The 26,553-nt window shown below is 44.6% G+C and carries 24 protein-coding genes; 9 read left to right on the top strand and 15 right to left on the bottom strand.

Going from position 1 to position 26,553, the window contains the following annotated elements; genetic code table 11:
- Window positions 1–67 precede the first annotated feature (67 nt).
- The 4 genes from mreD to purD all read right to left on the bottom strand — a co-directional run bounded on the left by mreD (window position 68) and on the right by purD (window position 4,076).
- The gene (gene mreD, locus BMW86_RS08290) at window positions 68–577 is read right to left on the bottom strand and encodes a rod shape-determining protein MreD (RefSeq protein ID WP_089780774.1); all 510 of its coding nucleotides are present in this window, start codon (window positions 575–577) and stop codon (window positions 68–70) included.
- Window positions 574–1,461 carry a rod shape-determining protein MreC gene (gene mreC / locus BMW86_RS08295; protein WP_177189196.1) on the bottom strand — a complete coding sequence of 296 codons (888 nt, stop codon included), beginning with the start codon at window positions 1,459–1,461 and terminating at the stop codon, window positions 574–576. The genes mreD and mreC overlap by 4 nt, the downstream gene beginning before the upstream one ends.
- Before the next feature lie 66 nt (window positions 1,462–1,527).
- Window positions 1,528–2,550 (bottom strand): rod shape-determining protein, encoded by a 1,023-nt coding sequence (locus BMW86_RS08300; RefSeq protein ID WP_089780779.1) that lies wholly within the window; start codon window positions 2,548–2,550, stop codon window positions 1,528–1,530.
- Between the two features lie 248 nt (window positions 2,551–2,798).
- On the bottom strand, window positions 2,799–4,076 hold the full coding sequence (purD, locus tag BMW86_RS08305; protein ID WP_089780781.1) for a phosphoribosylamine--glycine ligase: 1,278 nt from the start codon (window positions 4,074–4,076) through the stop codon (window positions 2,799–2,801).
- Between the two features lie 184 nt (window positions 4,077–4,260).
- Here purD and BMW86_RS08310 point away from each other — a divergent pair, with 184 nt between their 5' ends.
- From BMW86_RS08310 to BMW86_RS08320, 3 genes are all read left to right on the top strand, one after another.
- On the top strand, window positions 4,261–5,973 hold the full coding sequence (locus BMW86_RS08310; protein WP_089780783.1) for a peptide MFS transporter: 1,713 nt from the start codon (window positions 4,261–4,263) through the stop codon (window positions 5,971–5,973).
- 127 nt (window positions 5,974–6,100) lie between these two features.
- The gene (locus BMW86_RS08315) at window positions 6,101–8,188 is read left to right on the top strand and encodes an OPT family oligopeptide transporter (protein ID WP_089780785.1); all 2,088 of its coding nucleotides are present in this window, start codon (window positions 6,101–6,103) and stop codon (window positions 8,186–8,188) included.
- Window positions 8,189–8,329: 141 nt separating this feature from the next.
- Window positions 8,330–8,827 carry a hypothetical protein gene (locus tag BMW86_RS08320; protein ID WP_089780787.1) on the top strand — a complete coding sequence of 166 codons (498 nt, stop codon included), beginning with the start codon at window positions 8,330–8,332 and terminating at the stop codon, window positions 8,825–8,827.
- Here BMW86_RS08320 and BMW86_RS08325 read toward each other — a convergent pair.
- The 3 genes from BMW86_RS08325 to BMW86_RS08335 form a co-directional block, all read right to left on the bottom strand.
- Window positions 8,824–10,029 carry a DUF1501 domain-containing protein gene (locus BMW86_RS08325; protein ID WP_089780789.1) on the bottom strand — a complete coding sequence of 402 codons (1,206 nt, stop codon included), beginning with the start codon at window positions 10,027–10,029 and terminating at the stop codon, window positions 8,824–8,826. The two genes, BMW86_RS08320 and BMW86_RS08325, sit on opposite strands and share 4 nt — an antisense overlap.
- Window positions 10,030–10,041: 12 nt before the next feature.
- Window positions 10,042–11,478: a DUF1800 domain-containing protein gene (locus BMW86_RS08330; protein WP_255372872.1), complete on the bottom strand. Its 1,437-nt coding sequence runs from the start codon at window positions 11,476–11,478 to the stop codon at window positions 10,042–10,044.
- Between the two features lie 68 nt (window positions 11,479–11,546).
- A complete protein-coding gene (locus BMW86_RS08335) occupies window positions 11,547–12,818 on the bottom strand; it encodes a molybdopterin molybdotransferase MoeA (protein ID WP_089780793.1) in 1,272 nt (423 codons plus the stop codon).
- A 36-nt stretch (window positions 12,819–12,854) separates the two neighbouring features.
- Between BMW86_RS08335 and moaC the strand changes: the two genes are divergently transcribed.
- Both moaC and BMW86_RS08345 read left to right on the top strand, forming a co-directional pair.
- Complete coding sequence (gene moaC, locus BMW86_RS08340) at window positions 12,855–13,328, top strand: cyclic pyranopterin monophosphate synthase MoaC (RefSeq protein WP_089780795.1); 474 nt, start codon at window positions 12,855–12,857, stop codon at window positions 13,326–13,328.
- Window positions 13,329–13,813: 485 nt separating this feature from the next.
- Complete coding sequence (locus BMW86_RS08345; RefSeq protein WP_255372873.1) at window positions 13,814–14,383, top strand: molybdenum cofactor guanylyltransferase; 570 nt, start codon at window positions 13,814–13,816, stop codon at window positions 14,381–14,383.
- Window positions 14,384–14,416: 33 nt separating this feature from the next.
- Here the strand turns inward: BMW86_RS08345 and BMW86_RS08350 are convergent, their stop codons facing one another.
- Together BMW86_RS08350 and BMW86_RS08355 are read right to left on the bottom strand one after the other, a co-directional pair.
- A complete protein-coding gene (locus BMW86_RS08350; protein WP_089783601.1) occupies window positions 14,417–14,833 on the bottom strand; it encodes a molybdopterin synthase catalytic subunit in 417 nt (138 codons plus the stop codon).
- 242 nt (window positions 14,834–15,075) lie between these two features.
- Window positions 15,076–15,306: a MoaD/ThiS family protein gene (locus BMW86_RS08355; protein WP_089780797.1), complete on the bottom strand. Its 231-nt coding sequence runs from the start codon at window positions 15,304–15,306 to the stop codon at window positions 15,076–15,078.
- Between the two features lie 46 nt (window positions 15,307–15,352).
- Between BMW86_RS08355 and BMW86_RS08360 the strand changes: the two genes are divergently transcribed.
- The 4 genes from BMW86_RS08360 (at window position 15,353) to BMW86_RS08375 (ending at window position 20,461) form a co-directional block, all read left to right on the top strand.
- A complete protein-coding gene (locus BMW86_RS08360) occupies window positions 15,353–15,709 on the top strand; it encodes a DUF7009 family protein (protein ID WP_089780799.1) in 357 nt (118 codons plus the stop codon).
- Window positions 15,709–16,674, top strand: a complete 966-nt coding sequence (moaA, locus tag BMW86_RS08365; RefSeq protein ID WP_089780801.1) for a GTP 3',8-cyclase MoaA — start codon at window positions 15,709–15,711, stop codon at window positions 16,672–16,674. Before BMW86_RS08360 ends, moaA begins: the two co-directional genes overlap by 1 nt.
- 173 nt (window positions 16,675–16,847) lie before the next feature.
- A complete protein-coding gene (locus BMW86_RS08370; RefSeq protein ID WP_089780803.1) occupies window positions 16,848–19,310 on the top strand; it encodes a TonB-dependent receptor in 2,463 nt (820 codons plus the stop codon).
- Window positions 19,310–20,461, top strand: a complete 1,152-nt coding sequence (locus BMW86_RS08375; protein WP_255372874.1) for a PepSY-associated TM helix domain-containing protein — start codon at window positions 19,310–19,312, stop codon at window positions 20,459–20,461. Before BMW86_RS08370 ends, BMW86_RS08375 begins: the two co-directional genes overlap by 1 nt.
- Here BMW86_RS08375 and BMW86_RS08380 read toward each other — a convergent pair.
- From BMW86_RS08380 to BMW86_RS08405, 6 genes are all read right to left on the bottom strand, one after another.
- Entirely contained in the window at window positions 20,420–21,160 is a 741-nt protein-coding gene (locus BMW86_RS08380) for a sulfite exporter TauE/SafE family protein (protein ID WP_089780805.1), read from the bottom strand. The genes BMW86_RS08375 and BMW86_RS08380 overlap by 42 nt on opposite strands.
- Before the next feature lies 1 nt (window position 21,161).
- A complete protein-coding gene (locus BMW86_RS08385) occupies window positions 21,162–22,244 on the bottom strand; it encodes a ThiF family adenylyltransferase (RefSeq protein WP_255372875.1) in 1,083 nt (360 codons plus the stop codon).
- Window positions 22,244–22,789 carry a GNAT family N-acetyltransferase gene (locus BMW86_RS08390; RefSeq protein ID WP_089780808.1) on the bottom strand — a complete coding sequence of 182 codons (546 nt, stop codon included), beginning with the start codon at window positions 22,787–22,789 and terminating at the stop codon, window positions 22,244–22,246. Before BMW86_RS08390 ends, BMW86_RS08385 begins: the two co-directional genes overlap by 1 nt.
- A 77-nt stretch (window positions 22,790–22,866) precedes the next feature.
- The gene (gene serS, locus BMW86_RS08395) at window positions 22,867–24,138 is read right to left on the bottom strand and encodes a serine--tRNA ligase (protein WP_089780810.1); all 1,272 of its coding nucleotides are present in this window, start codon (window positions 24,136–24,138) and stop codon (window positions 22,867–22,869) included.
- A 34-nt stretch (window positions 24,139–24,172) separates the two neighbouring features.
- Window positions 24,173–25,837: an NAD+ synthase gene (locus tag BMW86_RS08400; RefSeq protein ID WP_089780812.1), complete on the bottom strand. Its 1,665-nt coding sequence runs from the start codon at window positions 25,835–25,837 to the stop codon at window positions 24,173–24,175.
- Between the two features lie 13 nt (window positions 25,838–25,850).
- The gene (locus BMW86_RS08405) at window positions 25,851–26,531 is read right to left on the bottom strand and encodes a porin family protein (RefSeq protein ID WP_089780814.1); all 681 of its coding nucleotides are present in this window, start codon (window positions 26,529–26,531) and stop codon (window positions 25,851–25,853) included.
- Window positions 26,532–26,553: the final 22 nt, after the last annotated feature.

The raw sequence follows: 26,553 nt of genomic DNA on the forward strand, positions 1-26,553 counted from the left end.
GAATAATGCGGCCTTACGGCCTGTTGCTTTTTAATATAACCTCAATCTCACTAATAAAATTACTCACTTACTTCTTTGAAAAGAACAACAGTTCATACAGCACGATCAGGAATATGCTGGCGGCGGTAGAACACAAGATCTTTAATAACAGGTAGAAGAAATTACCAAACCCGAATACTTCCAGTGAGAAGAATACCAGGTTATGCAGGAATACCAGTATGGCAGCAAATGTCAGGAACTGTGAAACACCCATACTCGTCATGGATGGTGTTTTCTGCGTCGTTTCGAACCCTCCCTGCGGAGATAATATATTGATGATGAAAGGGCGGAGATAAGCGATGAACACACAGGCAGCAGCATGTACACCCATGGTATTCATGAACATGTCCATACTAAGACCCATCAAAAGTGCCAGCAGCATTAAAGCGGGGCGGGGCAGATTAAAAGGTAACAGGAGGACAAACAGCATGTAGAGGTTAAGGCTCACAAGCTGGTGCAGCAATACCTGGTTCAGTACGAACACCTGCAACAACAGCAGCAACACAAAGCGAATGATATTTCTTAACAGTATACTCATTTGATCAGCCTGTAGGTTGAATCCTCCAATGATTTTTGCTCGTCCTTCAGCATGTTGTCTACAACATATACGTACTGGAGGTTATAAAAGTTGGTAGCCAGTTTTATTCTGATGGTATAAGCCGTACTTCCTTTATCAGTAAGAGAGTAAGATTCAACATACCCGATAGGAATATTTTCCGGGAACAATGCGGAGTAACCACTGGTTACTACGGTATCTCCTTTTATCAGTCTTACACTTTTCGGAACATCTTCCATCAGGGCGTAGCCTGCATCTCCACCATACCAGCGAACGGTCCCCATTTCCTTGCTATGACTCAGGCGGGCGCTGAAACCGAAGTTGCGGCCTTTAGAGAGCAGGGAGAGAACAACCGCATAGTTGGGACTTACACTACGCACAATACCTACTATACCACTGGGTCCGATAACGCCCATATTAGGCTTCAGACCATTTGCGCTGCCGCGGTGGATAGTAATATAGTTGATAGGAGCGTTAACGGTGTTGTTCACCACTTTAGCAGCATGATACAGGTAACGGCGTAATTCAATGCCAACTACTTTGCGGGTGGTATCTGTGCTGTAAGTGCGGATGGTATCTGTTTTAACCAGGTTGTCCAGGGTAACGCTGTCGTAGCTGGTACGCAGAATATTATGCAGTCTGGCATTTTCATTTACAAGGCTGTCATTGGTAGCCTTGAGATGGAAGTAGTACTGCACATTGTTGTAACGGTTGTATAACCTGGCGCTGACGTTATTGGCGGAATTGAGGTAGGCTGTTTTCTGAAAGTCGTTGTTCCGGAATACCAGCACAATACAAATCACTTCCAGCAGCAGAAACAGAAAAAAATTAAAATAGCGCCTTAAGAAAATGATGAGATTACGCACAGGATATATTTTCAAATAGAAGCATGCAAGGCAAATGTTTGAATCTCCCTTGCATGTTTCCTGATATTATTGCATTAGGAATGGATACTTACCAACGTGTTTCAGTGCGATACCAGTACCTCTTACTACTGCGCGTAACGGATCGTCCGCTACATGCACAGGTAATTTGATTTTCTGGGTGAGTCGTTTATCCAGGCCACGCAACAGGGCACCACCACCGGTGAGGTACAATCCTCTGCGGTAGATATCTGCAGCCAGTTCCGGAGGCGTAGTTTCCAGTGCTTTCAGAATTGCTTCTTCTATTTTAAAGATGGATTTATCCAGTGCCTCAGCAACTTCCTGGTAAGATACCATGATCTGCTTAGGAATACCGGTTACCAGGTCACGACCATTTACAGGTACATCATCTGGTGGATTATCCAGTTCTTTTAAAGCGGAACCGATCTGTATTTTGATCTGTTCTGCTGTTCTTTCGCCAATCAGCAAACTGTGATAACGGCGTAATGCTTCCATGATATCAGCGGTGAACTCGTCACCTGCAATGCGGATACTCTGATCACATACGATACCGGCAAGGGCTATTACGGAGATACCAGTGGTACCACCTCCGATGTCGATAATCATATTTCCCACGGGTTCTTCCACATCAATGCCAATACCAAGGGCAGCAGCCATTGGTTCATGTATAAGGAACACTTCCTTAGCGCCTGCCTGTTCGGCAGAGTCGCGTACGGCGCGTTTTTCTACTTCAGTAATACTGGAGGGTATGCATATAACCATGCGCCAGCTGGGGGAGAAAAGGGGCTTTTTGGGGTATACCAGTTTGATCATCTCACGAAGCATGCCTTCCGCTGCGTTGAAATCAGCTATCACTCCATCTTTCAATGGGCGGATAGTGCGCAGGTATTCATGTGTCTTCTCGTGCATCATCATGGCCTTCTTACCAACCGCCACAATTTTACCACTTGCCCGCTCTATAGCTACAATAGAAGGTTCGTCAACTACCACCTGATCATTATGTATAATCAGCGTGTTAGCTGTACCTAAGTCAATCGCTATTTCCTGTGTTAAAAAATTAAAGAACCCCATTGCTTAAATATGGTCAAATATATTATGAGTGCAAAAATGAATTATTCCAACGAATATACGATGATAAAATTGTTAGTTTTATCAATTATACAACTAAATATTAAAAAATCTTAATTATTGTATCTGTTGAGCCGGTTAGTAAGTTGTAACAGTTTTAATGACAATGTAGCAGCCGGCACAGAATGACTCTCGAAAACGCTTAAACGAAAATAACTTCTTAAAATTGTGTTACGCTCTTAATCAAAGCTTTACACGAACTCGAACCCTATATCTCTCCTGTAATATTTACCCTCAAATCCAATCTTTTCCGCCGTTAATTTACTGTGTGTCAGGGCAATCCCCAGGTCGGATGCCAGGGAAGTGATCGTGAGTACCCGTCCGCCATTCGTGAGTATTTCGCCACCCTCAGCCCTTGTTCCGGCCTGAAACACGATCTGGTCGTGCGCCGGTGCAGGTATGTTGGTGATGACTTTTCCCTTCTCATATGCTTCCGGATATCCTGCAGCTACCAGCATTACCGTAGTGGCTACGCGCTCATCTTCGTAAATGGTCTGCTCACCCAGCTTACCATCTGCTACCGCTGTAAACAGCTCTAACAGATCGTTTTGCAAACGTGGCATCACCACTTCTGTTTCAGGATCTCCCATGCGACAATTGTACTCTATCACAAAAGGTTCTCCATTCACTTTAATCAATCCAAAGAAGATAAACCCGTTATAGGCAATTCCTTCCTTTTCCAAACCGGCCACCGTTGGGCGGATAATACGCTCATCCACCATGTCCATGTAAGCCTTGTCTGCAAATGGTACCGGAGAAACAGCACCCATGCCACCTGTATTCAGACCCGTATCCCCTTCGCCAATCCTCTTGTAGTCCTTGGCTGTAGGCAACAACTGATAACTATGCCCGTCTGTCAATACAAATACTGAACACTCTATCCCCGCCAGAAACTGCTCTATCACTACCTTTTTGCTGGCATCTCCGAATTTGGCGTCCTTGATCATCTGCGTAAACTCATCCACCGCATCCTCATGGTTATCCAGTATCACTACTCCCTTTCCTGCCGCAAGCCCGTCTGCCTTCAAAACAATAGGCAAAGCGTGTTGGCGCAGGTAAGTTACACCTTCTTCGTAGTTTTCCTCGCTGAATTCCTTATAAGCGGCAGTAGGGATGTTATGACGCAACATGAACTGCTTGGCAAAAGCCTTACTTCCTTCCAGCTGTGCACCCAATGCTGATGGGCCCATCACAGGAATATGCCGTAAAGCAGCATCCTGCTGAAAGTAATCGTAAATACCCTTTACAAGTGGTTCTTCAGACCCCGGTATTACCATGTCAATGGCGTTAGCTGTACAAAAGGCTTTAATTTTCCCAAAGTCGCTGACAGCTATGTCCAGGTTTTGTCCATACTGCGCAGTTCCGGCATTACCAGGTGCTATGAACAATTGCTCACACAACGGGCTTTGTACCATTTTCCACGCCAGGGCATGTTCCCGGCCACCACTTCCTAATAGTAATATCTTCATATGAATTTCCCTGTAAGAGCCAAATTCTACACGTTATCTTCCCCGCTCTTCCATTTTTTTTGCAAAGAAAGGCCAAAAAATAACCAAAAACACCATTTTACTTCATAAAAAGCTGAATTTATTTATCTTGCCACATTCGTAAGGACTAACTAACACCTGTAATCAAACATCAAAACTAACCTTTATGAGCTTAACAGCTGCTCAACAGCCTGTAATTACACCAAACAACACTCCCCCCAAGGCGGGACACCATCCGGGTTTGTACGTGCTGTTCTTCACCGAAATGTGGGAACGCTTCGGATACTATCTGATGATCGGTATCTTTTTCCTGTACCTGATAGACCCTACTGCCAATGGGGGCAAAGGCTTTGATACAGCTCACGCGGGTGATCTCGTAGGCTCTTATATCGCACTCGTATACCTCTCTCCTTTCATAGGCGGACTCATGGCCGACCGCTACCTCGGTTACCGACGGGCTGTCATCTTCGGCGGCGCCTTACTGGCTGCCGGCTATTTCGGCCTGGCATTCCCCGGTGATACTGCCATGTATATTTCACTTGGCCTTATCATTATAGGGAACGGTTTCTTTAAACCCAATATCGGTACCATCCTGGGTAACATATACAACAGAGAAGACCTTCGTCCTAAAAAAGATGTGGCTTACAACATCTTCTACATGGGCGTTAACATAGGGGCCTTCATCTGTAACTTTGTGGCAGCCTACCTCCGCAATCACTACGGATGGGGTCATGCATTTGTAGCTGCAGGCATTGGTATGGTGGTCGGCCTGATCATCTTCTCCTCCCGTCTGAAAGTAATTGCTGAAGGAGACATCAGAAAGCCGATCCAGAAAGAAGATATGCCTACCAGCAGAATTCTCGGCCTCGTGCTTTTGCCTGCGGCACTGGCAGCCGCCCTCGGATACTTCATGGCAGAACCCAGACTGCTGGGACATTCCATCTTCGGTACCCGCTCTATCGATGCCTTCATGTTTGCCTGCGTTCCCATCATCATCTTCTACATCAGCCTATATAAAACAGCCGCTACCCATGAAGATAAACGTGGTCTCGGCGCTCTGCTGGCCTTCTTCGTAGTGGCCATCATCTTCTGGGTGATCTACAACCAGAACAGTACCGGACTCACCATCTGGGCAAACCAGTACACCGACCGTCATATGTCTCCCGCTATAGAAAATGCAGCAAAACCTCTTGGTATGCTGCAAACCGTTACTACCGATCCTCACACTATTACTCAGGTAGATCAACACTTCAAAGCCGTGGCAGATGCCAGCGGAAAGACAATGACCACACAGGGACCAGACCTTTACTTCCAGAACCTGCCTAAAGAACAATGGCCTCCCAGTGGTAAAATGAACCTGATCTCCACAGAAATATTCCAGTCAATCAATCCATTCTTCATCGTAGCCTTATCATTACTCATGATAGGCCTGTTTGCATGGATGGCCAAAAGAGGTAAAGAACCAACTACACCTGTAAAGATTGCCTTCGGGATCTTCTTCGCAGGCTTATCTGCCCTGCTGATGGTATTTGCTGCGGCGAGTACAAATGTGTATATCGATAAAACTTCAATGGCATGGCTGTTCGGCACCTATGCCGTATTTACTGTAGGTGAGATCATGGTAAGCCCTATCGGCTTATCCATGGTATCCAAACTATCCCCTCCACGTGTAACTGCCCTCATGATGGGTGGCTGGTACCTGGTGAACGCCATTGCAGGAAAAATAGCTGGCATGATGGCTACCTTCTGGGATAGCTTTACCGATAAAAAATCCTACTTTATGATCCTGGTGGTTTCTGCTGCTATAGCAGGTACAGTCATGCTGATACTCAGCAAGTGGATAGCCAAAGTGGTAAAGGACAAAACAGGATCTTACTAAGATAATTATCCTATATAGTGAAAACGGAGAAAAGCAATTTTCTCCGTTTTAGCTTAACGTACTAAAAGCATTTTTTCGCTTATATTGCCTATTAATCAACAACAAAATCTACCCATCAATCTTACTTATGGCAGAGAATTTCAAGCCTTTCGTTTCGCCGGAGACGAAAATGAAAGAATTTACACTCAAGTCCATCTTACTGGGCTGCGTATTCGGCATTATCTTCGGCGCCGCTACGGTATACCTGGCCCTCAAAGCGGGTCTTACCGTTTCCGCTTCCATCCCTATCGCTGTAATTGCCATTACACTGGGCCGGAAATTCTTCAAAACAACGATTCTCGAAAACAATATTATACAGACTACCGGTTCTGCCGGTGAGTCTATCGCTGCGGGAGTGGTATTCACTCTGCCCGGTTTCCTGTTCCTGACAGACGGCGGCGGTGATAAATACTTCAATTACATCACTATCCTCATCCTCGCCATTTTTGGTGGTATCCTGGGTACGCTCATGATGATCCCGCTGCGTAAGGCGCTGATCGTAAAAGAACATGAAACCCTGCCTTACCCGGAAGGTACAGCCTGCGGGGATGTACTGATAGCTGGTGAGAAAGGCGGTGACTTTGCGAAAACAGCTTTCTACGGACTGGGGTTTGCCTTTGTATACGCCATCCTGCAAAAGGTACTGCACGTAATCTCAGAGGTGCCGGTATATATGACCAAACAAACCAACCGCTTCTTTCCTTCTGCCAAAGTAAGTGGTGAGATCACCCCTGAATATATGGGTGTCGGATATATCATCGGACCCCGCATCGCGGGTGTACTGGTAGCTGGTGGTGTAATGTCATGGCTGGTACTCATTCCTTTACTGGCTACACTGGTGCCACCGGACGCGATGGCTAACCAGCTGGTAAAACTCGGTTACCTGGCCAGTCTGGCCACACCAGGCGGTAAAGGCAACTGGAACCCGCTCACACATACTTTTGCCGATTTCTCTTCCGCTGTTTACTTTGCCTACGTAAGGCAAATAGGTGCTGGTGCTGTGGCGGCAGGTGGATTTATCACCCTGATAAAAACCATCCCTACTATTGTTTCATCCTTTAAGGGTAGCCTTGGCTCCCTGAAAAAAGAAGAAACCGCAGCAGGTACTGTTAAAGTAGTTGTTCCCCGTACTGAAAAGGACCTCAACATAAAAATAGTATTGTTCGGTAGTATCGCACTGGTCCTGCTGATGGCATTCCTGCCTCAGTTACCAGGTGATTCCATCGGTAAAAAACTGCTGGTAGGTTTACTGGTAGTGATCTTCGGTGCGTTCTTCGTAACAGTGTCCAGCCGTATTGTAGGATTGATCGGATCTTCCAACAACCCTATTTCCGGTATGACCATCGCTACCCTGATGGGTACCTGCCTCGTATTCATCTCTGTAGGCTGGAGCGGTAAACTGTATGAACCTATGGCACTGGTGGTAGGTGGTATGATCTGTATTGCTGCAGCGAATGCAGGTGGTACCTCACAGGATTTAAAGTCTGGTTATATTGTGGGTGCTACCCCTATGTACCAGCAGTTATCCCTGTTCATCGGCGCTATCGTGTCTTCTGTCGTAATAGGATTAACCGTAAAATTCCTCGATAAACCAACCGCAGCCATGATTGCCAATGGTGTTACTGATCATGCGATCGGTAGTACTTATTTCCCTGCTCCTCAGGGTACACTAATGGCTACACTGGCAAAAGGGATCCTGTCTTATAACCTCGACTGGCAATATGTACTGGTAGGTGTATTCATCGCTATCACCATGGAGCTGTGCGGTATCAAATCATTGTCTTTTGCAGTAGGTGCTTACCTGCCTTTGTCTACTACCCTACCTATCTTTATCGGTGGCGCTATTCGCGGTATTGCAGATAAGGCACGCAAAAAAGGGAATGCAAACATCTCTGCTGAAGAGGAAGAATTAGGTAAAGGAAACCTGTTCGCTACCGGTCTGGTAGCAGGAGGCGCCGTAGCTGGTGTGGTCATCGCGATCATGGCCGGGGTGGATGCCTTCTCCATTTTCGGATTAAAGATCGATCTGCCGGGCTGGCTCAATGCCGTTAACCTGGAAAATGCACTCAGTCATTCTATAGGAGAAGGGACCTACTTCATATTAGGTACTGCCTTCTTTGCATTAATGGGTTGGGTATTATATAGAGTCGCTATTAAGCCTCAAACGGCTGAATAAAACATACTATTTAAAAAGCCCGGTAGCCAAAAACTACCGGGCTTTTTTATGTTTATTTTTTCCTATATGATTGAAGATCAACTATTTTTTAACAGATAATTACAATTAACGGCTTATAATTGCGTTTAAAATAAAAAACCCATGCGCCAGTGTTTTGTCCTCGCCTCTTTATTATGTCTGATCAGCGCCTGCAGTAAAGACAACAATGAGACAAAAAGAAAATTCGTCTCCCTTCAACTGGATGGCCTTGTGATCCTGGCAGAAAATCCTACCGCGGTATTAACGCCTGCCAACCTCACAGATACCGATCCTAACAACGACTTCCCTACCCTGAAAATCACAGGTATTGGCAACAGTGATGAAACAATTAACTTCAGCCTGATATCAGAAACTGATCCGTTTAAAAAAGGAAGTTATCTCTCTACCCAACAGGGAAATGGGATGTCCATTACATTCAGCGACAGCGTATATACCGTACTGGCAGATAATAACAACGGTTATATGGCATTAAACATCACTGAAGTACAGGATAGTTTAATAGAAGGAGACTTCTCCGGTTTACTGGCAGATACAAGTGGCACGATCGCACTCAAAACCCTTACACACGGGTCATTCAGAACTATTGTAACAAGGAACTAAACGAATGAAAGCAACGGGTAATCATGTTTAAGGATAGCCTTATCATCTGCTCCCAGCCACTTATTCAGCATAGTGGCATACACACTTTTAAAATCAACTTTATATTGCAGGTCCCCATCCTGTAATTGCTCAAGATTGGGACCATCATTCAGTAATCCTTTTTCTTTCAGGTCGCCGCCGATGATAAACATATTATTGGCTGTACCATGATCCGTACCATTGCTGGCATTCTGTTCCACCCTGCGTCCAAATTCTGAAAAAGTCATCACTACCACATCCTGGAAACGGTTATTAGCCTGCAGATCTTTTGTGAAAGAAGTTACTGCATCATCCAGTTGTTTAAACAAGGTATTCTGAGAATTCAGCTGATTCACATGCGTATCAAAAGTACCATGAGAAACATAATACACTTTTGTACTGATATCAGACATGATTAAACGGGCGATAGTACGCATACTGGCTCCCAGATTAGTATTAGGATACTCTTCTTTTGTCTTGTACATCTTAAACTGATCTTTCAGATAAGAAGCAGAAGAAAGCGTAGAGCCCATTGTCTTATAGAGATAATCCACATTATGATGTGTATCTCCTCCACCGGAAGGATGCTGATGTAAGAGGTCGTTCATAAAACGTTCATTCCCTCCGCTCAGGCGGTTAGGATCTTTGAAAGCCAGTCCCTTTTCCAGTTCCCCTTTCAGGGCAAGACTCAGTGTATCATCAATCTCCAGTGCCTGTACCGGTTTATCACAACCTTTACATTGTGCATCCAGGTAACGGCCTATCCAGCCATTGCTCCAGGCTTCTGAAGAAGTACTGCCCGTCTGCCATATATCCATAGAGCGGAAATGTGATCTGTCGGGATTAGGATATCCTACATTCTGTAAGATGCCTATAGACCCGTTATCATACAAAGATTTCATGCCCACCAGTGCAGGATGTAACCCTGTTTCATCTGTCAGTGACAATGCATCCTCACGTTTAATACCTATCGTTGGCCTTGACTTAAAATAGATATCATTGCGATAAGGGATCACCGTGTTTAGGCCATCATTCCCACCGGAAAGCTGTATCACTACCAGTACTTTATTACCGGGAGGCACCATTTTATCTTTCTCCAGCGCTTTCAGAAATTTGGGCATGAACATAGAAGCCGAAGCCAGTGAGCCTACCTGTAAAAAACGTCTTCTGTTGATGATTAACATGATCTGCAATTTTTAGCACAACTGATATTCAGGTGTACTCATTATGGCAATGGTGACTGATTTAATATAACTCTCGCGGGATGTGGCATCCGCATAACTATCCAGTAATGCTTTGTTCACACTCTTATTCGTCAGCAACAAAGTATCGGTGATAGTAGCGGCCAGATTTTCACGGGATACTTTTTCGTATTCTTTGAAATAAGGCTGCCAGTTAACATTTGTTTTGATCTTTTTATTCAGCTGCTTTTTGAACGCTGTATTTGCCGGTGGTGTATACTGCATCATACCCATTTCAGGAATGATTTCTTTGGGTTTGATATCAGACTCTTTATCATACAAAATCATCTGCGGTAATTGCAGACGATACATCAGGCTGGAACTATCTATCCAGTTACGTCCACCGGGCCACCCGGCAACGTTTGGCGGGTAAAAAAGGGTTTGCCCTAATATCTGTTGAAAAGACAGCATCACTTCTTCTTTCTCAAATGTAACAGGTATTGTTCTGCGTAATCCAACAATCAATTCAATGGGTGATTTTATATGTCCGCCAATATAACGGGCATCATAAAACCAGTCGGCCATAAAAATGGTACGCATCAATTCTTTGATATCATAATTGGATGCATAAAACTTATCTGCCAGTGCATTTATTTTTGCATCATCAGGTATATCATCTACAAAGAATTTATAAATTTTAGTCGTGATGAATTTAGCTGTCTGTTTATTTTCCAGTAATATTTTCAGCACATCATCCCCGTTAAAATCTCCTGTTTTTCCTAAGAAAGTTTTATCTCCGGTATCATGCGCTTTTTCCTGAAATACGAAATTACCATCTGCGTCATAATTCCATCCGGTAAAGGCCCGGGCAGATTCTTTCACATCAGTTTCTGTATAATTGCCTCTGCCCAGTGTGAATAATTCCATCACTTCACGGGCAAAGTTTTCATTAGGATGAGCTTTACGGTTTTGTTTATTGTTGAGGTATTCCAGCATGGCCGATGATTTGGAAACGCCTGTCAGCAGATCTCCAAAATTCCCCAATGCATTTGTGCGGATGATGGTCAGTAACTGCTCACTAAAAATTGCTCTGTTGGAACGTGAGGCAAAATGTCCATGCCAGAAAAGCGCCATCTTTTCACGCAGCGGATGTTCGCTGTTCACCATTGTATTGATCCAGGCAATATTCAGATCTCTGATCCCCTGCATTTCCATCTGCCTCTTTTCCTTCTTCTCATCTTTTGTCATCTGACTTTTAGGCGTGTCAGATACTTCCGGAGGATTGGCCAGCGTCAATGGTGTTAATTGATCTTTCTCTCTGCCGATCAGCACTTTATCTACGACCTGTTTACGCTTTTTATGCGACCACTCTTCTATAACAGGAAGACTTTCTCCAAAGCCGGCCCTCCAGGCCAGGTGTTGCATTTGTAACTTTCCGGAGATTGGGGGCATAAGCAAAAGGGTTTTATTTTTGACAGTTGTTAAACGGGAAGGTTTAACTCCAAATAGTATTCCATAAATTACCTGAACTTCCAAACGGGATAACTGCTGCCTTTCTCAAAGAAATCTTTATCAGGTGCCAACTCTAAAAAACCATCAGCCTGTAACAGTGCTGCAAGATCTCCGGAGCCATGGTATGGCGGTGGTAAAGCAATGAGTTCTCCTCCGGAAACAGGGTGCAGGCGTACCGGTAAAAAATAAGTGAGTGCTGGTGTAAAGGTCACATCTGTGCCAAGTACCGCATAAGGTACTGGTGGCGCTTCGTATTGTAAACTGGCACGTAACCAGGGTAAAATATAACGGTAACAACACATGAAACCGGATACCGGATTGCCGGGCAATGCAAATACTACAGGGCCGGTTTCACTTAAGGGAATATTGTCCGTATCATTTATTCCCATCAGCGGGATATCTTCTGTATCACCAGCTCCAAACTGGCCAAATAAGAAAGGTTTACCAGGCTTTTGCTGCACTTTATGAAAGATGGTGGTCATACCCATTTGTTCCAGCACCAGCGGCAGGTAATCATATTTCCCGGCAGACACGGCCCCTGTACAGATCCATACATCAGCATCCATCAGGGAGCTGAACAGCGCAGCAATAGCGGCTTCATTATCATTCACATGATGACAGGTGGAGATGATCCCCAGTTCCAGTAAGGCGGCTGCCAGTCCGTAAGAATTGGATGTTCTTACCTGGTGTTCGTCTGGTGTGCCATCTACGGGAATCAGTTCATCTCCGGTGGCAATGATAGCTACTTTGGGGAGCTTGCTTACCTGCACCGTTGTTTTGCCTACAGAGGCCAGTACGCCTATCTCTGCGGGAGATAACAACGTACCTGCCGGCATCAGGATTTGTCCTGCCAGTGCATCTGCGCCCTGGGTATGAATGTATTGCCCCTGTTCTACAGCGGCAGTGATAGTAAAGCGTTTGAACCCTTCATGCTCTGTGGCTCTCAGATGTTCATATGGGATAACGGTATCGGTCATTTCCGGCAGGATGGCGCCGGTCATTACTTCCATACAGTTAGCTGTATTGGACAATTGCATACGGGGCATACCTGCGGCCTGCAGGTCTTCTACACCAAAAACGGTTTGTCCTTTGGCATATGTTTCATAATCCAGTGCAATGCCATCCATTGTTACGCGGTTGTATGGAGGAAAGTCACGGTCGGCCAGGACCGGCTCCCGTAACACCCGTCCTGTTGCGGCAGTAAAGGGTATCTGTTCCATTCCGAAATCGCGGACCGTCCCCATTACAGCAGCAGAAGCAGCAATAACATCTAATAGCATTGTTTTAAATTTGATACTTTGTAAATTTATCCTATTATGATCAATGAACAGGGATTTTCACATCTAAATGCTGCAGATCAACCTGCAATGGTGGATGTTAGTGGTAAAACGGATACCAATCGTGAAGCTGTAGCGGAAAGCAGGGTATTCCTTCCCGAAATAATAAGAGCGCAATTCAGTGGAACAGATATCCATACCGCTAAAGGTGCTGTATTTCAGACAGCTATCTTAGCAGGTATTATGGCTGCGAAAAAAACACCGGACCTGATTCCGCTATGCCATACCTTGCTGCTGAATGGCTGCCAGGTAGATATACATCTGGAAGGTGAGGAAGCAGTAGTACGCTGCACTGTGAAGACGACCGGCAAAACCGGTGTGGAGATGGAAGCCCTGACAGGCGCCAGTATAGCCGCGCTCACCATTTATGATATGTGTAAAGCATTTACACATGGGATGGTAATAAGAGAAACAAAACTGATTAGTAAGACAGGTGGTAAAAGAGATTTTTAATCTCTCTGATTGGAAAAAGGGTAGTGCCTCAGTTTGAATGTTATGACAGTGTAGATTGGCAGATGTTGTTGACCAATAAATACACTGCATCTGACTGTTTAGCTCTCTGATTTAGCTTTGGAATATGGGTTCAGGATCTATTTTTCAATTTAACTTCACCTAATATTCACGTCAGATAAGGTGTATTTATTGGTCAACAACATCTGGCGCGAAGATTATGTAATCAAACTGAGGCACTACAGGAAAAAGAAATTTCAATACCATGTCGTTTAGTCAGGCGACATTTTGTAGAATAACATGATAGGCTCCGTTAGGAGCCCCGTGTTTGTAGCAAATGAGTTAAACAACAAAACACAGACTCCGTAGGAGTCCCCTTCTTATTTGCACTTTAGGAGACTCCTATGGAGTCAATTAAGAGAATATTAATGTTTACTACAAACACGTCACGCCTAACGGAGTTTAACTGAATGACATTGAATTTTAATATGAAAGGACTCATACTTTGTGGTGGACACAGCACCCGGATGCAACAGGATAAAAGCAATATTGCCTATCACGGGATGCCCCAGTGGCAATACCTGTATACCTTGCTACAGGCATTAGTCCCTGACGTATACCTTTCCTGCAGGGCTGATCAGCAACCGGCCTTCACTGATAACATCCCTGTTATTACAGACAGCATAGACGGTGGTGGCCCAGCCGTGGGCCTTCTTAGCGCACATGCGCTGTTCCCTGAGAGTGCCTTTTTAGTACTGGCCTGTGATCTCCCTTTAATCAGTTTACAAAGCCTGAGTTTACTGGTGCATTCCCGTCAACCGGAAAAAGATGCTACTGCATTTATCAGTCCTTTTAACCAGTTACCCGAACCCCTGATAGCTATCTGGGAACCTTCTGGCTTAGCGCTGCTAAAACAAAGTTTTGGATCAGGTAAGAACTGCCCTCGCAAAGCTTTATTACAGGGAAATATAAAAGTGATAGAGAACCCTTTTGCCGCAGAGCAGTTTAATGCAAACACTCCCGAAGAAATGCAGGAAGCAAAAGAGAAATTGCACTAAATAAGTTTGAAAGGTTTTGAGCTTAAGTTTATTTTACGGATGCGCAGCAACCCAAACCGCTCCATCATCAAAATATTCTTTTTTCCAGATAGGTACCGTTTCTTTCAACGTATCAATAGCATATTCACAAGCTGCAAAAGCAGCAGCTCTATGCGGTGCTGCCGCTGCAATCACAACAACAGTATCCCCCGGGAATTTCTCCCCCACAATATGCAGAATAGCCAGCTTCTTTACCCCCATCTGATCAATCACATGCTGTGCGATCTTCTCCATTTCTAACAAAGCCATCGGCTCATAACATTCAAAAAACAACTTTGTCACGGCCTTTCCTTTCGTAACATTCCGTACATTTCCAACAAACACAGCTACGCCTCCACAGTCAGGAGTCTGCACAAAATCCAGCGCCTGCTGAACAGAAATATTAGTATTTATCTGTAAAAGTACCTGCATTTTTCTGTTATAATAATTCTCCTTATATTTTAATATATTGATAATCAGCATCAAAAAAGCATCGAAATATTAATAGGTAGTGTTAACCTACTGAGATTCTGTGCATTAGGGTATATAACCCGTATATAAGCCGTACTTATATAGATACGCCTTATATAGGGGTTATATACTAGTCTATTCTCAGTTATAAAGAGTTTACAGGAGAGTTTAGGCTCTTGCCGGAGACTGAATCCCTACCCTTATCATCCACCACTAACAGGAGGAATAACCGCTATTTCATCGGCTGCATTTAACATTTCAGCATCCCCCGCATACACCTTATTCACTGCCACCATCAATGACCGCAACTGTCGCAAAGCCGGATACTGCCCATACAACCAGGATTTTAACTCTGCCACCGTACTCACCCCTTCCGCCGTAATGAACGGCGCACCGGCAATATCCTTTGCAATACCAAATAACAATACACGCATAATGTAGCTAAAGTAGTAATTTTAACTACGAGATAATTAGCATAAGATGAAAATAAGGATCCGGGGCAATAGCATCCGCTACAGATTAGACAAAAAAGATATAGAAATCCTGCAGGTAGAACAGCAGGTAAGTGAAACTACGACCATAGGCCCCGCAGCCCTTCATTTCACTATCACCGCCGGCGAACCGTGTATCAAACTGGAACAAACGACCACTACGCTTTACGTCCCTGCTCAACAGCTAAAAACCTGGATGCTCACCGAACAGGTAGGATTTTCAATGGAATTACCCAACCCGGATAATTCTACATTACAAATTCTCGTGGAAAAAGATTTTAAATGTCTGACAGAGAGAAATGAAGATGAAAGCATGGCATTTGACAATCCTACAAAAAGCTGTTAATGCTCAAAGACGCTCATAACCGCATTATCAATTACGTAAGACTCGCTGTAACAGACCGCTGTAACCTGCGCTGCACCTACTGCATGCCGGAAAACATGCAGTTCCTGCAACGGCGTGAAATCCTCACTTACGAAGAGATCATCGCTGTGATGCAGCCACTGGCCGCCGCGGGCGTCAGCAAAGTCCGTATCACTGGTGGAGAACCTTTCCTCAGGAAAGACCTGATGCAACTGCTCAGCAAACTATCAGCCATCTTCCCTGAAATATCCATCACCACCAACGGGGTGCTGACCGGGCCCTTCATCCCCCAGCTCAAGGCACTGGGTATCAGGAATATCAATTTAAGCCTGGATACCCTACAAAGGGATAAATTCAAACAAATCACCCACCGTGATCAGTTCCCCGCCGTCATGCACACCCTGGACAACCTGCTCGAACATGACATGAACGTAAAACTGAACATGGTCGTAATGGGTGGCGTAAATACTGATGAATTACTTGATTTTGCGGCCTTAACAGCCACCAAACCTATCACTGTAAGGTTCATTGAGGAAATGCCTTTTAACGGGCAGGGACACGCCTTTTCGGGCCAGCAATGGCATTACCAGCGGATACTGGATACCCTGAGTGGCGAATACGAACTGCAAAAACTCAAGGATGCCCCTCATTCCACCTCTCTAAACTATCATATCCCCGGCCACAAAGGCAAAATCGGCGTTATCGCCGCCTACAGCCGCACCTTCTGTGGCAGTTGTAACCGCATCCGTATCACCCCTACCGGCGGCTTCAAAACCTGCCTCTACGGCCACGATGTATTGAACGTCAGGGACCTGATCAGAAGCGGGGCCAGCAGTGACCAGCTCATGCAGGAAATCCAATACACGTTAAACACCCGGGCTGCCGATGGCTTCGAAGCCGAAAAAGGAAGCAAACACTGGGATAGTATGTCCATGATAGGAGGCTAATCCCACTCTCCTTCCTCTCTCCGTCCTGTCTCCTTCCTGTTAACCGCGCACTTTGGCTACACTCATTAGTCTGTTATAACAACCATTTTCCGCTTTCGATCATAATTTTTCCCGATTCGAGTGAGGCTTCTCTCCTTCAGGGTCGTCCTTTGCATTAAATATGTCAGCAACCTATGTTCAATGCAATTAAGTCTACCATTTTATTAATTTTCCTCTCCGTCGCAGCTTATGCGCAAACTAATATCACCGGTGTCGTAAGAGACATCAACAATAAACCGCTGGAAAAAGTAAGTATCACCATCACCGGTAAATCCCTGAACACAATCACAGACGAAAAAGGTCATTTCAGCTTTACCAACTTACCAGCAGGAAAATATACATTACAATTCTCCAATACAGGTTTCGAAACCATCAAAAAAACAGTCACCAGTGGAAATCATGTAGACATCCTGCTACTCCCTTCCACAGAACAACTGCAAACAGTAGAAATCACCGGTAGAAAAGAATTAGGCTATAAAAACACTAACTCCTTCATCGGCAGTAAAACAGCTACCGCATTAAAAGACGTTCCGCAATCCATCTCTTATGTAACCAAAGAACTGATGCAGGACCAGGCAGCAGTAAGAATGGGAGACGTCGTTAAAAACATCAGCGGTGTAAACCAGTTCACCTTCTATGATGACCTCACCATTCGCGGATTCCGTATCAACGGCGGTTCCACCACCCAACTGATGAATGGTATGCGCACCTTCACCGGCTTCTGGAAACAACCGATGGTAAACTACCTGGAAAGAGTGGAAGTGATCAAAGGCCCTGCCTCTGCATTATTCGGCAACGCCTCTCCCGGAGGTACTGTAAACCGTGTTACCAAAAAGCCTTTAGACCAGAACAGACAATCAGTAAGTATCACAGCCGGCAGCTTTAACACAGTACGTGCATTGGCAGATATTACCGGCCCTCTCAATCACAAAAAAACGGTCCTCTATCGCTTAAACCTGGGTTACGAAGACGCTAAGTCTTTCCGCACCCTGCAATTTGATAAAAACATCGTCATAGCGCCATCCCTCTCCTTCCTGCCAACAGACAGGACAAGGATAAACATAGACTTCGTATACAACAGGTCAAGAAGCAGGTTAGACAGAGGACAATCCATCTTCAACGGACAAGATCTCTACTCTACACCTATCTCTCAGTCGCTGAATGCTAAAAACGATTACCTCAATGAAGCTACCTACACCGCAATGGCTTCACTCACACACCAGTTCAACAACAAACTGGCATTCAACGTCGCCTACCTGCGTACCGGATACGATCAGAACTTATTGGAACACCGCAGCTCTAACTCATACGCACCGGATTCTGCGGGTAAAGTCATCAACAATCTCGTGGCCCGGCAGGTATTCAGACGTGAATTAAACCAGCACAGCGACAACGCTTCTGCTTATTTCACCTACGATGCCAACACCGGTAAAGTAGGACACAAACTATTACTTGGCTACGACTACTCACAAACAATGGTTCCTCCTGGCTCTTACCAGTTAACGGCCAACAATTACCTGTTAAAAAGCGGAGGCACTGCAGCATATAATCCCGCGAAAGCAGCTAACTACGTGTTCTACGATTACACACTGCCAAACGGACAAACCATCAGCATCCCTAAACCAAATGTCTCTTCTTTCGATCTCACCAAAAACGATAACAAAGAAGAAGACATGAGCCAATACATTTACAACACCGCTAACTCAGCAACCAAACCAACCTACGCAAGTCTGGGCGGATTATATTTACAGGATCAGCTGAAGCTGGGCAACTTACAGTTACTGGTAGGTCTGCGCTACGAAACCTATACAGACAGGGCCAATTACAAAACAGACACCGTTAAAAAGGTGAGACAACATGCGCTTTTACCACGTATTGGTTTAGTATACAGCCTCACTAAAAACATTAACCTCTACGGTATCTATACAAAAGGTTACAATCCACAGGATGCAGCTACTCAGTCAAACCCGCTTTCCGGCGGACCATTTGATCCCTTGCAAAGTGAACTCATTGAAGGTGGTCTTAAAACAGAATGGTTCAATGGCCGTTTAACAGCCAACGCTTCTGTATACCGCATTATTCAAAAGAACAGTTTATATAGCGCGGATAATACAGAACAACCAGACCTGATGGTACAGATCGGACAGGAAACTGCCAAAGGAGTAGAATTCGATGTGGCCGGACAAATCACCGATAACTGGAACATGATCATGTCCTACGCCTACAACGACGCTACCATTACCCAATCCGGTAAAACAGATGCAGACCTGGTAGGTGTACAGAAACCAAATGCCCCTAAACATCAGGGAAATATCTGGACAAAATATACCATAGCTAATGGAGTTGTAAAAGGATTAGGTGCAGGTATAGGGGCCAACTTCGTTACAGAAAGAAACGTTTCTCTCAACAAAGTTCAGCACCTTCCGGGATATACATTACTGAATGCTGCACTTTATTACAAATGGAACAAAGTACGTATACAGTTTAATTTCAATAACATTACTGACAAAATATACTGGGTGGGAGGATATGATTATCTTCGCCTTTTTCCCGGCGCACCGAGGAGCTGGCAGACTACCCTTACTTATACTTTTTAATGATGAAGAAGATTATCGGATGGTTACATCTATGGCTGGGCATCGGCTCAGGATTAATAGTATTGATCGTGGCTTTGAGTGGCAGTCTGCTGGTATTTGAGGACGAGCTGGAACATATTTTCCAGCCTTCTCTTTATTATGTACAGGTGCCACAACAGGCAGAAAAAATATCTACAGATATCCTGGCAGAGAAAGTACAGCAAGCCTACCCGGATTTCAAAGCAAACTACATTATTGTAGAGCCTGAAGCCAACCGTACCGTACTCTTCTCTCAAAGAAAAGGAAAAGCAGGTAAAGGCAATGGTAAAGTAATGCTGATAGCTGTTAATCCTTATACCGGACAGATCATAAAAGCCGTAGATGAAAAAGGCCGCTTCTTTGCAGTAGTACTCCGTTTACATCGTTACCTCTGCATGGGTGATACCGGTAAAATCATCACCGGCATTTCATGCAGTATCTTTACCATCCTCATCATTACCGGACTCGTTCTCTGGTGGCCTAAAAGAAACAATCGTAAACAACGCTTCAGCGTAAAATGGAATGCTTCTTTTAAACGTCTCAACTGGGACCTTCACGCTATCTTCGGTTTTTATATCAATATTTTCGTGTTGATGATTTCCTTAACAGGATTAGTGTGGAGTTATAAATGGGTGAACAATCTTGTTTTCTATGCACTGGATGGAAATACAAAATCTACCAAAATGAAAGTACCTGAAAGCCAGCCGGTAAAAGGTACTCACATTGCTTACCTGGATAAAATGCTGAACACCACCAATGAGAAATTAACGCATCCCGGTACCATCATGATCCGCTTTGCAGAGAATGACAGTCTTGCCGTAGCTGTTTCAAAAGTCAATACCACTGCCTCTATCAGTAACGTAGTAGACTTTATGTATTTCCAGAAAGGAACAGGAGAGCTGGTGCAGGAACGTCTTTATGCAAAAGAAAGTAAGGGCATGAAAGCAAGAAGATTATTCTATCCCATACATACAGGAAGTATCTACGGATGGCCTACAAAAATACTCGCATTAATTTGTGCATGGGTAGCCGCCTCATTACCAATAACAGGATTGATGATATGGCTGGGCAGGAAGAAAAAACAAAAGCCATCACTGAAAAAACATGTGAACGCCCGCGTACAATATCAATAAAGCGGTAGCCCCTTCAACGATACGGGGCTTCAGTACAGCTGCGGATAATCTCGCACCTATCTGACCGCCAACAATAACGGATAACAACAAAGGACCAGCAAAATGCCAATCAAGCGTTAGCTGGTTTTTTGCTGCCTGGCCTAATAATCCGCTGATAGAATTTACAAGGATAAAAAAGCTGCATAACCCCGCGATATTCTTCGCCGTATCATATCTCCCCAAACGTAAAATAGGCGATAAATAAATACCTCCACCTATCCCGGTCATACCGGAAAGGAAGCCAATAAAAGCACCGATAATACCATATTTCAGATTCCCCTTTTTATCTTCATCCGGCACATAATTCTTCTCTGCAAATAAACGATAACACATCAGCAGCGCAGCTACTGTAAGCGCAATCCCTAACAATAAAAAAAACGTCTTTTGTTTTAGAGGAAGATACCCGCCGATAAATGCCATCGGTATACTCGCTAAACTTATCTGCCAGGCCTTTTTCATAGGTAAATGCCCTGCACGATAGAAATGATATACCCCACCGGCAACTACTACAATATTGCAAAGTAATGCAGTAGATTTCATCAGATGAAAATCTACATTCGCCAATGCCATTAAAGCAAGATAACTGGAACCTCCGCCAAATCCGGCAGAAGCATATAACAATGCGATGATGAAAAATAAAATGCAAAGCTCTACTGACATGTTAATACATATTCATTTCAGGATCTATTTCATTCGCCCACGCATGAATCCCACCTTCCACATTATACACCGGAGCAAAGCCCCCCGCATACAACTGATTCGCTATCATCCTGCTTCTCATTCCATGATGACAAAGCAATACTAACGGCTTTTCTTTATCAAACTGTGAAGCTACCTGTCCAACCATCCGCATCGGGATATGCATTGCCTGCGGCAGATGACAGATCTCCCATTCATGAGCTTCCCGTACATCTATCAACTGAATATCACGGCCCTCTTCCAGCCACTGCTGCAACTGTTTCACTGAAAGATTTTTCACTCCACCAGTATCACAAGGCTGTTCATAATCCGCCTGCAGACTTTTAATATCATGATTACCCGCAACAGCTTTCACCTGAAACACATGATGCGTATTATACAATGTATCAATCGTCAGCAACTGATCTTTCAGTACTTCTCCTATCCCACAGATAATCTTTACGGTTTCATTCGCCTGGTAACTGCCTATAATCCCCGGCAGAATACCTAACACACCGATATCACTGCAATTCAGCATAGCACCGGCTTCCGGCTGTTCCGGAAACAAACAGCGATACGTAGCGCTGCCTTTATAATTAAACACACTCACCTGTCCTTCATACTTATGAATAGCTCCGTACACAAAAGGTTTTTGCAGCATCACACAGGCATCATTCACCAGGTATCGTGTACCAAAATTATCCGAGCAGTCAACAACAACATCATAATTTTTGATAATAGCCAGCGCATTATCAGGCGTCAGCCAGGTATCATGAGGTATAAAAGTGATCTCCGGGTTTAACTGTTGCAGGCGTTTGACAGCCATCTGCAATTTAGGCTTGCCGGTATCTTCTGTATTATAGATCACCTGGCGTTGCAGGTTGGTAACAGAGATCGTATCATGTTCTACTATGCCCAGTGTACCTACACCCATAGCGGTAAGATATTGCAATACGGGAACACCTAATCCCCCTGCACCTATCACCAATACTTTTGCATTATGCAGCAGCTGTTGTTTCTCCGGGCCAAAGCCCTCCAGTTTTAATTGTCTGTCGTATCGTTGCATTATAAGTTCTTTATCCTTTTACACATCAGTATCGTATCTCCATAAGCGCCATCTTTCTGACGCACACCCTGTGGCATCCTGCCATATTCCATAAAACCGAAGTTACGGTATAACTGAATAGCCCTTTCGTTATTGGAAAACACACTAAGATGAACAATCTCCATGTCTTTATGCTGCTCCGCCCAGCGTAACCCGGCAGTCACCAGCCTTCTGCCTATGCCCATATTCCAGTAGGGATGCAGCACGCCAATACCCAGCTGCCCCAGGTGAGCCTGTTTCCAGAGATCAGGTTGTTTAATAGTAATAGACCCTACCAGCTGACCGGCACTGACTGCCACCAGCAATAAATCCTTTTTATCATCCCTGAAAGAATGAATAAAATCCTTTTCACTTTCTATGGATAGTTCGGATGCTTCCCTCAGTGTAAACAGCAGGAAATCCGTTTCATTTGTCAGCTGACGGAAATAGGCAAGCATAGCCGGTGCATCTTCAACGGTTGCCTTGCGAATCTCCAATCCCTGTCCATTAGGTAAAAAGTGGTGCATACGGTAAAGTTAATTACAAAAAAAAGAGGGTGTATCAAATTTCTGACACACCCTCTCCTGATTAATTATTTAAATTATTATGCAATCTTATCGCTACCAAAATAGGGTTGCAATACCGCAGGGATCTTAATACCATCTTCTACCTGGTTATTCTCCAGGATACAGGCAAGAATACGCGGTAACGCCAGGGAACTCCCATTTAAGGTATGTACCAGCTGTGGTTTACCGGTACCATCTTTAAAGCGGATCTTGGCACGGTTTGCCTGGAATGTTTCCACATTAGATACGGAACTTACTTCCAGCCATCTCTGCTGAGCAGTGCTGTATACTTCAAAATCATAAGTAAGTGCAGAGCCAAAACCCATATCACCACCACACAGTTTTAAGATACGGTAAGGCAGTTCTAATGCCTGTACCAGCTTCTCTACGTGCAATACCATTTCTTCCAGTACATCATAAGATTTATCCGGATGTACGATCTGTACCAGTTCTACTTTATCAAACTGATGCAGGCGGTTCAATCCACGTACATGTGCGCCATAAGAACCTGCTTCACGACGGAAACAAGGTGTATAGCCGGTCATTTTTACTGGCAGGTCGGTATCCTTCAGAATCTCATCCCTGTAAAGGTTTGTCAGTGGTACTTCCGCAGTAGGGATCAGGTATAACTCATCCTCACCTACAAAATACATCTGACCTTCCTTATCCGGTAACTGACCGGTACCATAGGCAGAAGCAGCATTCACCATATGCGGTGGCTGGAATTCCGTATACCCGTTATCGATATTGAAATTGAGGAAATACTGGATCATGGCACGTTGTAAACGGGCGCCCTTGTTTTTGTAAACAGGGAAACCAGCGCCGGTGATCTTATTCCCCAGCTCAAAATCAATCAGGTCGTATTTCTTAGCAAGGTCCCAGTGAGGAACAGCGCCTGCATATAACACAGGTACGGTACCACCCTTACGGACCTCTACATTTTCTTCCGGAGTTTTACCTGGCGGTACATCCGCAGCAGGCAGGTTTGGCAGCTTGATCAGCACATCGTGCAGGGCTTTCTCTGTAGCAATGAGTTCTTCATTGGCAGGCTGCAGTCTTTCTTTCAGTGATGCTACTTCCGATTTACGGGCTTCCGCTTCTTCTTTCTGACCTTGTGCCATCAGCTTACCAATCTCTTTGGAGGCTGAATTTATTTTGGCTTGTGTCTCATCGTATTCCAGGGTCAGCTTCTTGCGCTTGTCGTCCAGCACCAGGATTTCTTCCACCAGATCCAGCTCCTTGAAGTTTTTCAAAGCGAGCCGTTCCAGCACCAGGGCCTTATTTTGACGAATGAACGGAACTTGTAACATTGTATAGCTATTGATTAAATTTTGGCAAATATAACTAACTTAAATACTTTCCTACTATAGGTACTCTTCTCCCTACCCCAAAGGCTTTGGAAGATACCCTGATAATAGGGCAGAACTGATTACGCTTGTACTCATTATTATTCACCATCTTCAGCGTACGGGCTACCAGTGCAGCATCAAAGCCCTGGGCGATGATTTCACGCGGTCCCTGACGACGCTCTATATACTGATATAACAATGTATCCAGAATAGCATAATCAGGCAAACTATCACTATCCTTCTGATCCGGACGAAGTTCCGCCGAAGGCGCCTTCTCAATAATATTCACAGGAATGATCTCTTCATTTCTGTTGATATACCTTGCCAGCGCATACACCTGCATCTTGTATACATCTCCCAGTACAGACAATCCACCGGCCATATCACCATACAGCGTACCATACCCGGTAGATAACTCACTCTTATTGGATGTATTCAGCAGGATATACCCGAACTTATTAGACAATGCCATCAGCAGGTTCCCACGGATACGCGACTGCGTATTCTCTTCCGCCACATTAAAAGGCAATCCCATAAAGAAAGGGTCCAGCGTTTGCAGGAACATCTCATAGATATCATTAATCCGGATGATATCATAAGGATTATGCAGTTTTTTAGATAATGCCACCGCATCATCTACAGAATGCTCTGTAGAATAAGGTGAAGGCATCAGCACTGCACGTACATTATCTTTTCCCAAAGCTTCAACGGCCAGGGCCAGTGTTACTGCGCTGTCAATACCACCGGAAGAACCTAAAATAGCTTTCGTAAAGCCCATCTTCCCGAAATAATCCTTAATCCCCAGCACAAGCGCATTGTAGATACGATCTATATTATATTCGGGTTGTAATCCTGTAATAGGCGTATAATCACTGCTGGTGATTGTACCATCATAAGCTTTTAAATCTTCCAGTACCACCCCATCCATTGCCTCTTCGAAATAAGGCATTTCTTTCACAATATTTCCCTGTGCGTCAACGATCAGTGAACCGCCGTCAAACACAACTTCCGTCTGAGAACCCACGGTACAGCTATAAAACAGCGGGATCTTATACTTCAATACATTCGCACGGATGATCTCCTTACGTTTCTGCTGCGCATCATAATCAAACGGAGAAGCGGAGATATTGATGATCACATCCGGCTGTTGTTCTATCAGCTGATCCATCGGACAAATCCGGTACAGGGGATTATCTCCCAGGTTCCAGATATCCTCACAGATGGTTATTGCCAGTTTCTTTCCTTTAAAAGGGACCACATTCCAGGCATAAGCCGGTTCAAAGTAGCGGTATTCATCAAACACATCATAGGTAGGCAGCAGTGTTTTATGGATCACCTGTTTTACTTCCCCTTCATACAGGAACCAGGCAGCATTAAACAGGTCCTTTCCTTCCTGCTGCGGGTTACGGGCAGGTCCGCCTACCAGTACCGCGATATTATGAGTATGTGCTTTTATAGTATCGATGGCAGCATAACATTGCTGTATAAAATCTTCAAATTCCAGGAAATCACGGGGAGGATAACCACATACGCACAATTCGGAGAACACTACCAGATCGGCTCCCTGCGCTGCTGCATCTTTTATCCCCTGAAGGATCTTCTTCGTATTCGCCTCAAAATTGCCTACATGATAGTTCTGCTGTGCCAGTATAATTTTCATCTATCGGGTATTTTTAAAAAAAGAGTCCAAGTTTCAGTGCAAAGCTATTCATATTTACCTTGCCATCATTCCATTTGGCATTCCGGGTAACATCCACGAAGCCATTCTGGTAGTTTAAACCTATTACACCTGTTAACCTGTCTCCCAATGGATACTCTATCCCGCCGCCTATCAGCAGTCCCATATTGATAGGATTGATATCGCGTAATACATTCACTTTATCATAGGTGTTAGTCAGGCTGATAATGTCCGCTCTGCCACGCACCGGGAAATCCAGGTAAGTACCAAACTGTCCCCAGAAGCCAATTCCATCCCTGGAATCAGTTCTTAATTTTAAAGCAAAGGGAATCTCTATATAAGTGAGCTTCAGATTATATTCTGCCGGGTTCTGTTTGTAATCATCCAGTCCTATACCCGCATCATATTTCAGTTTACTACCGGCAGTTGTAATCTGTAAGCCGGAAGCGATGTTATAAAGCCCGGACTGGTCCAGCGGGAAGTCCGCCATGATCCCAAAACTAATCCCTGCGCGGCCCGAATTACGTTCCACACCGGATTCCTGGGGTTTCAGGGCTACAGCGGCGGGTGTCAATGTAAAGCCAAGGCGTACCCTGTTTTCCCTTATAAAATTCCTTTGTGCCTGTGCTGTTGCAACGAAGCTGAACAGCATAATGATCAATATTCCCTTCCTCATGATAAATTTTATCTTTTTTTTA

Source organism: Chitinophaga sp. YR573 (assembly GCF_900110995.1).
In the GTDB taxonomy this organism is placed as follows: Bacteria; Bacteroidota; Bacteroidia; order Chitinophagales; family Chitinophagaceae; genus Chitinophaga.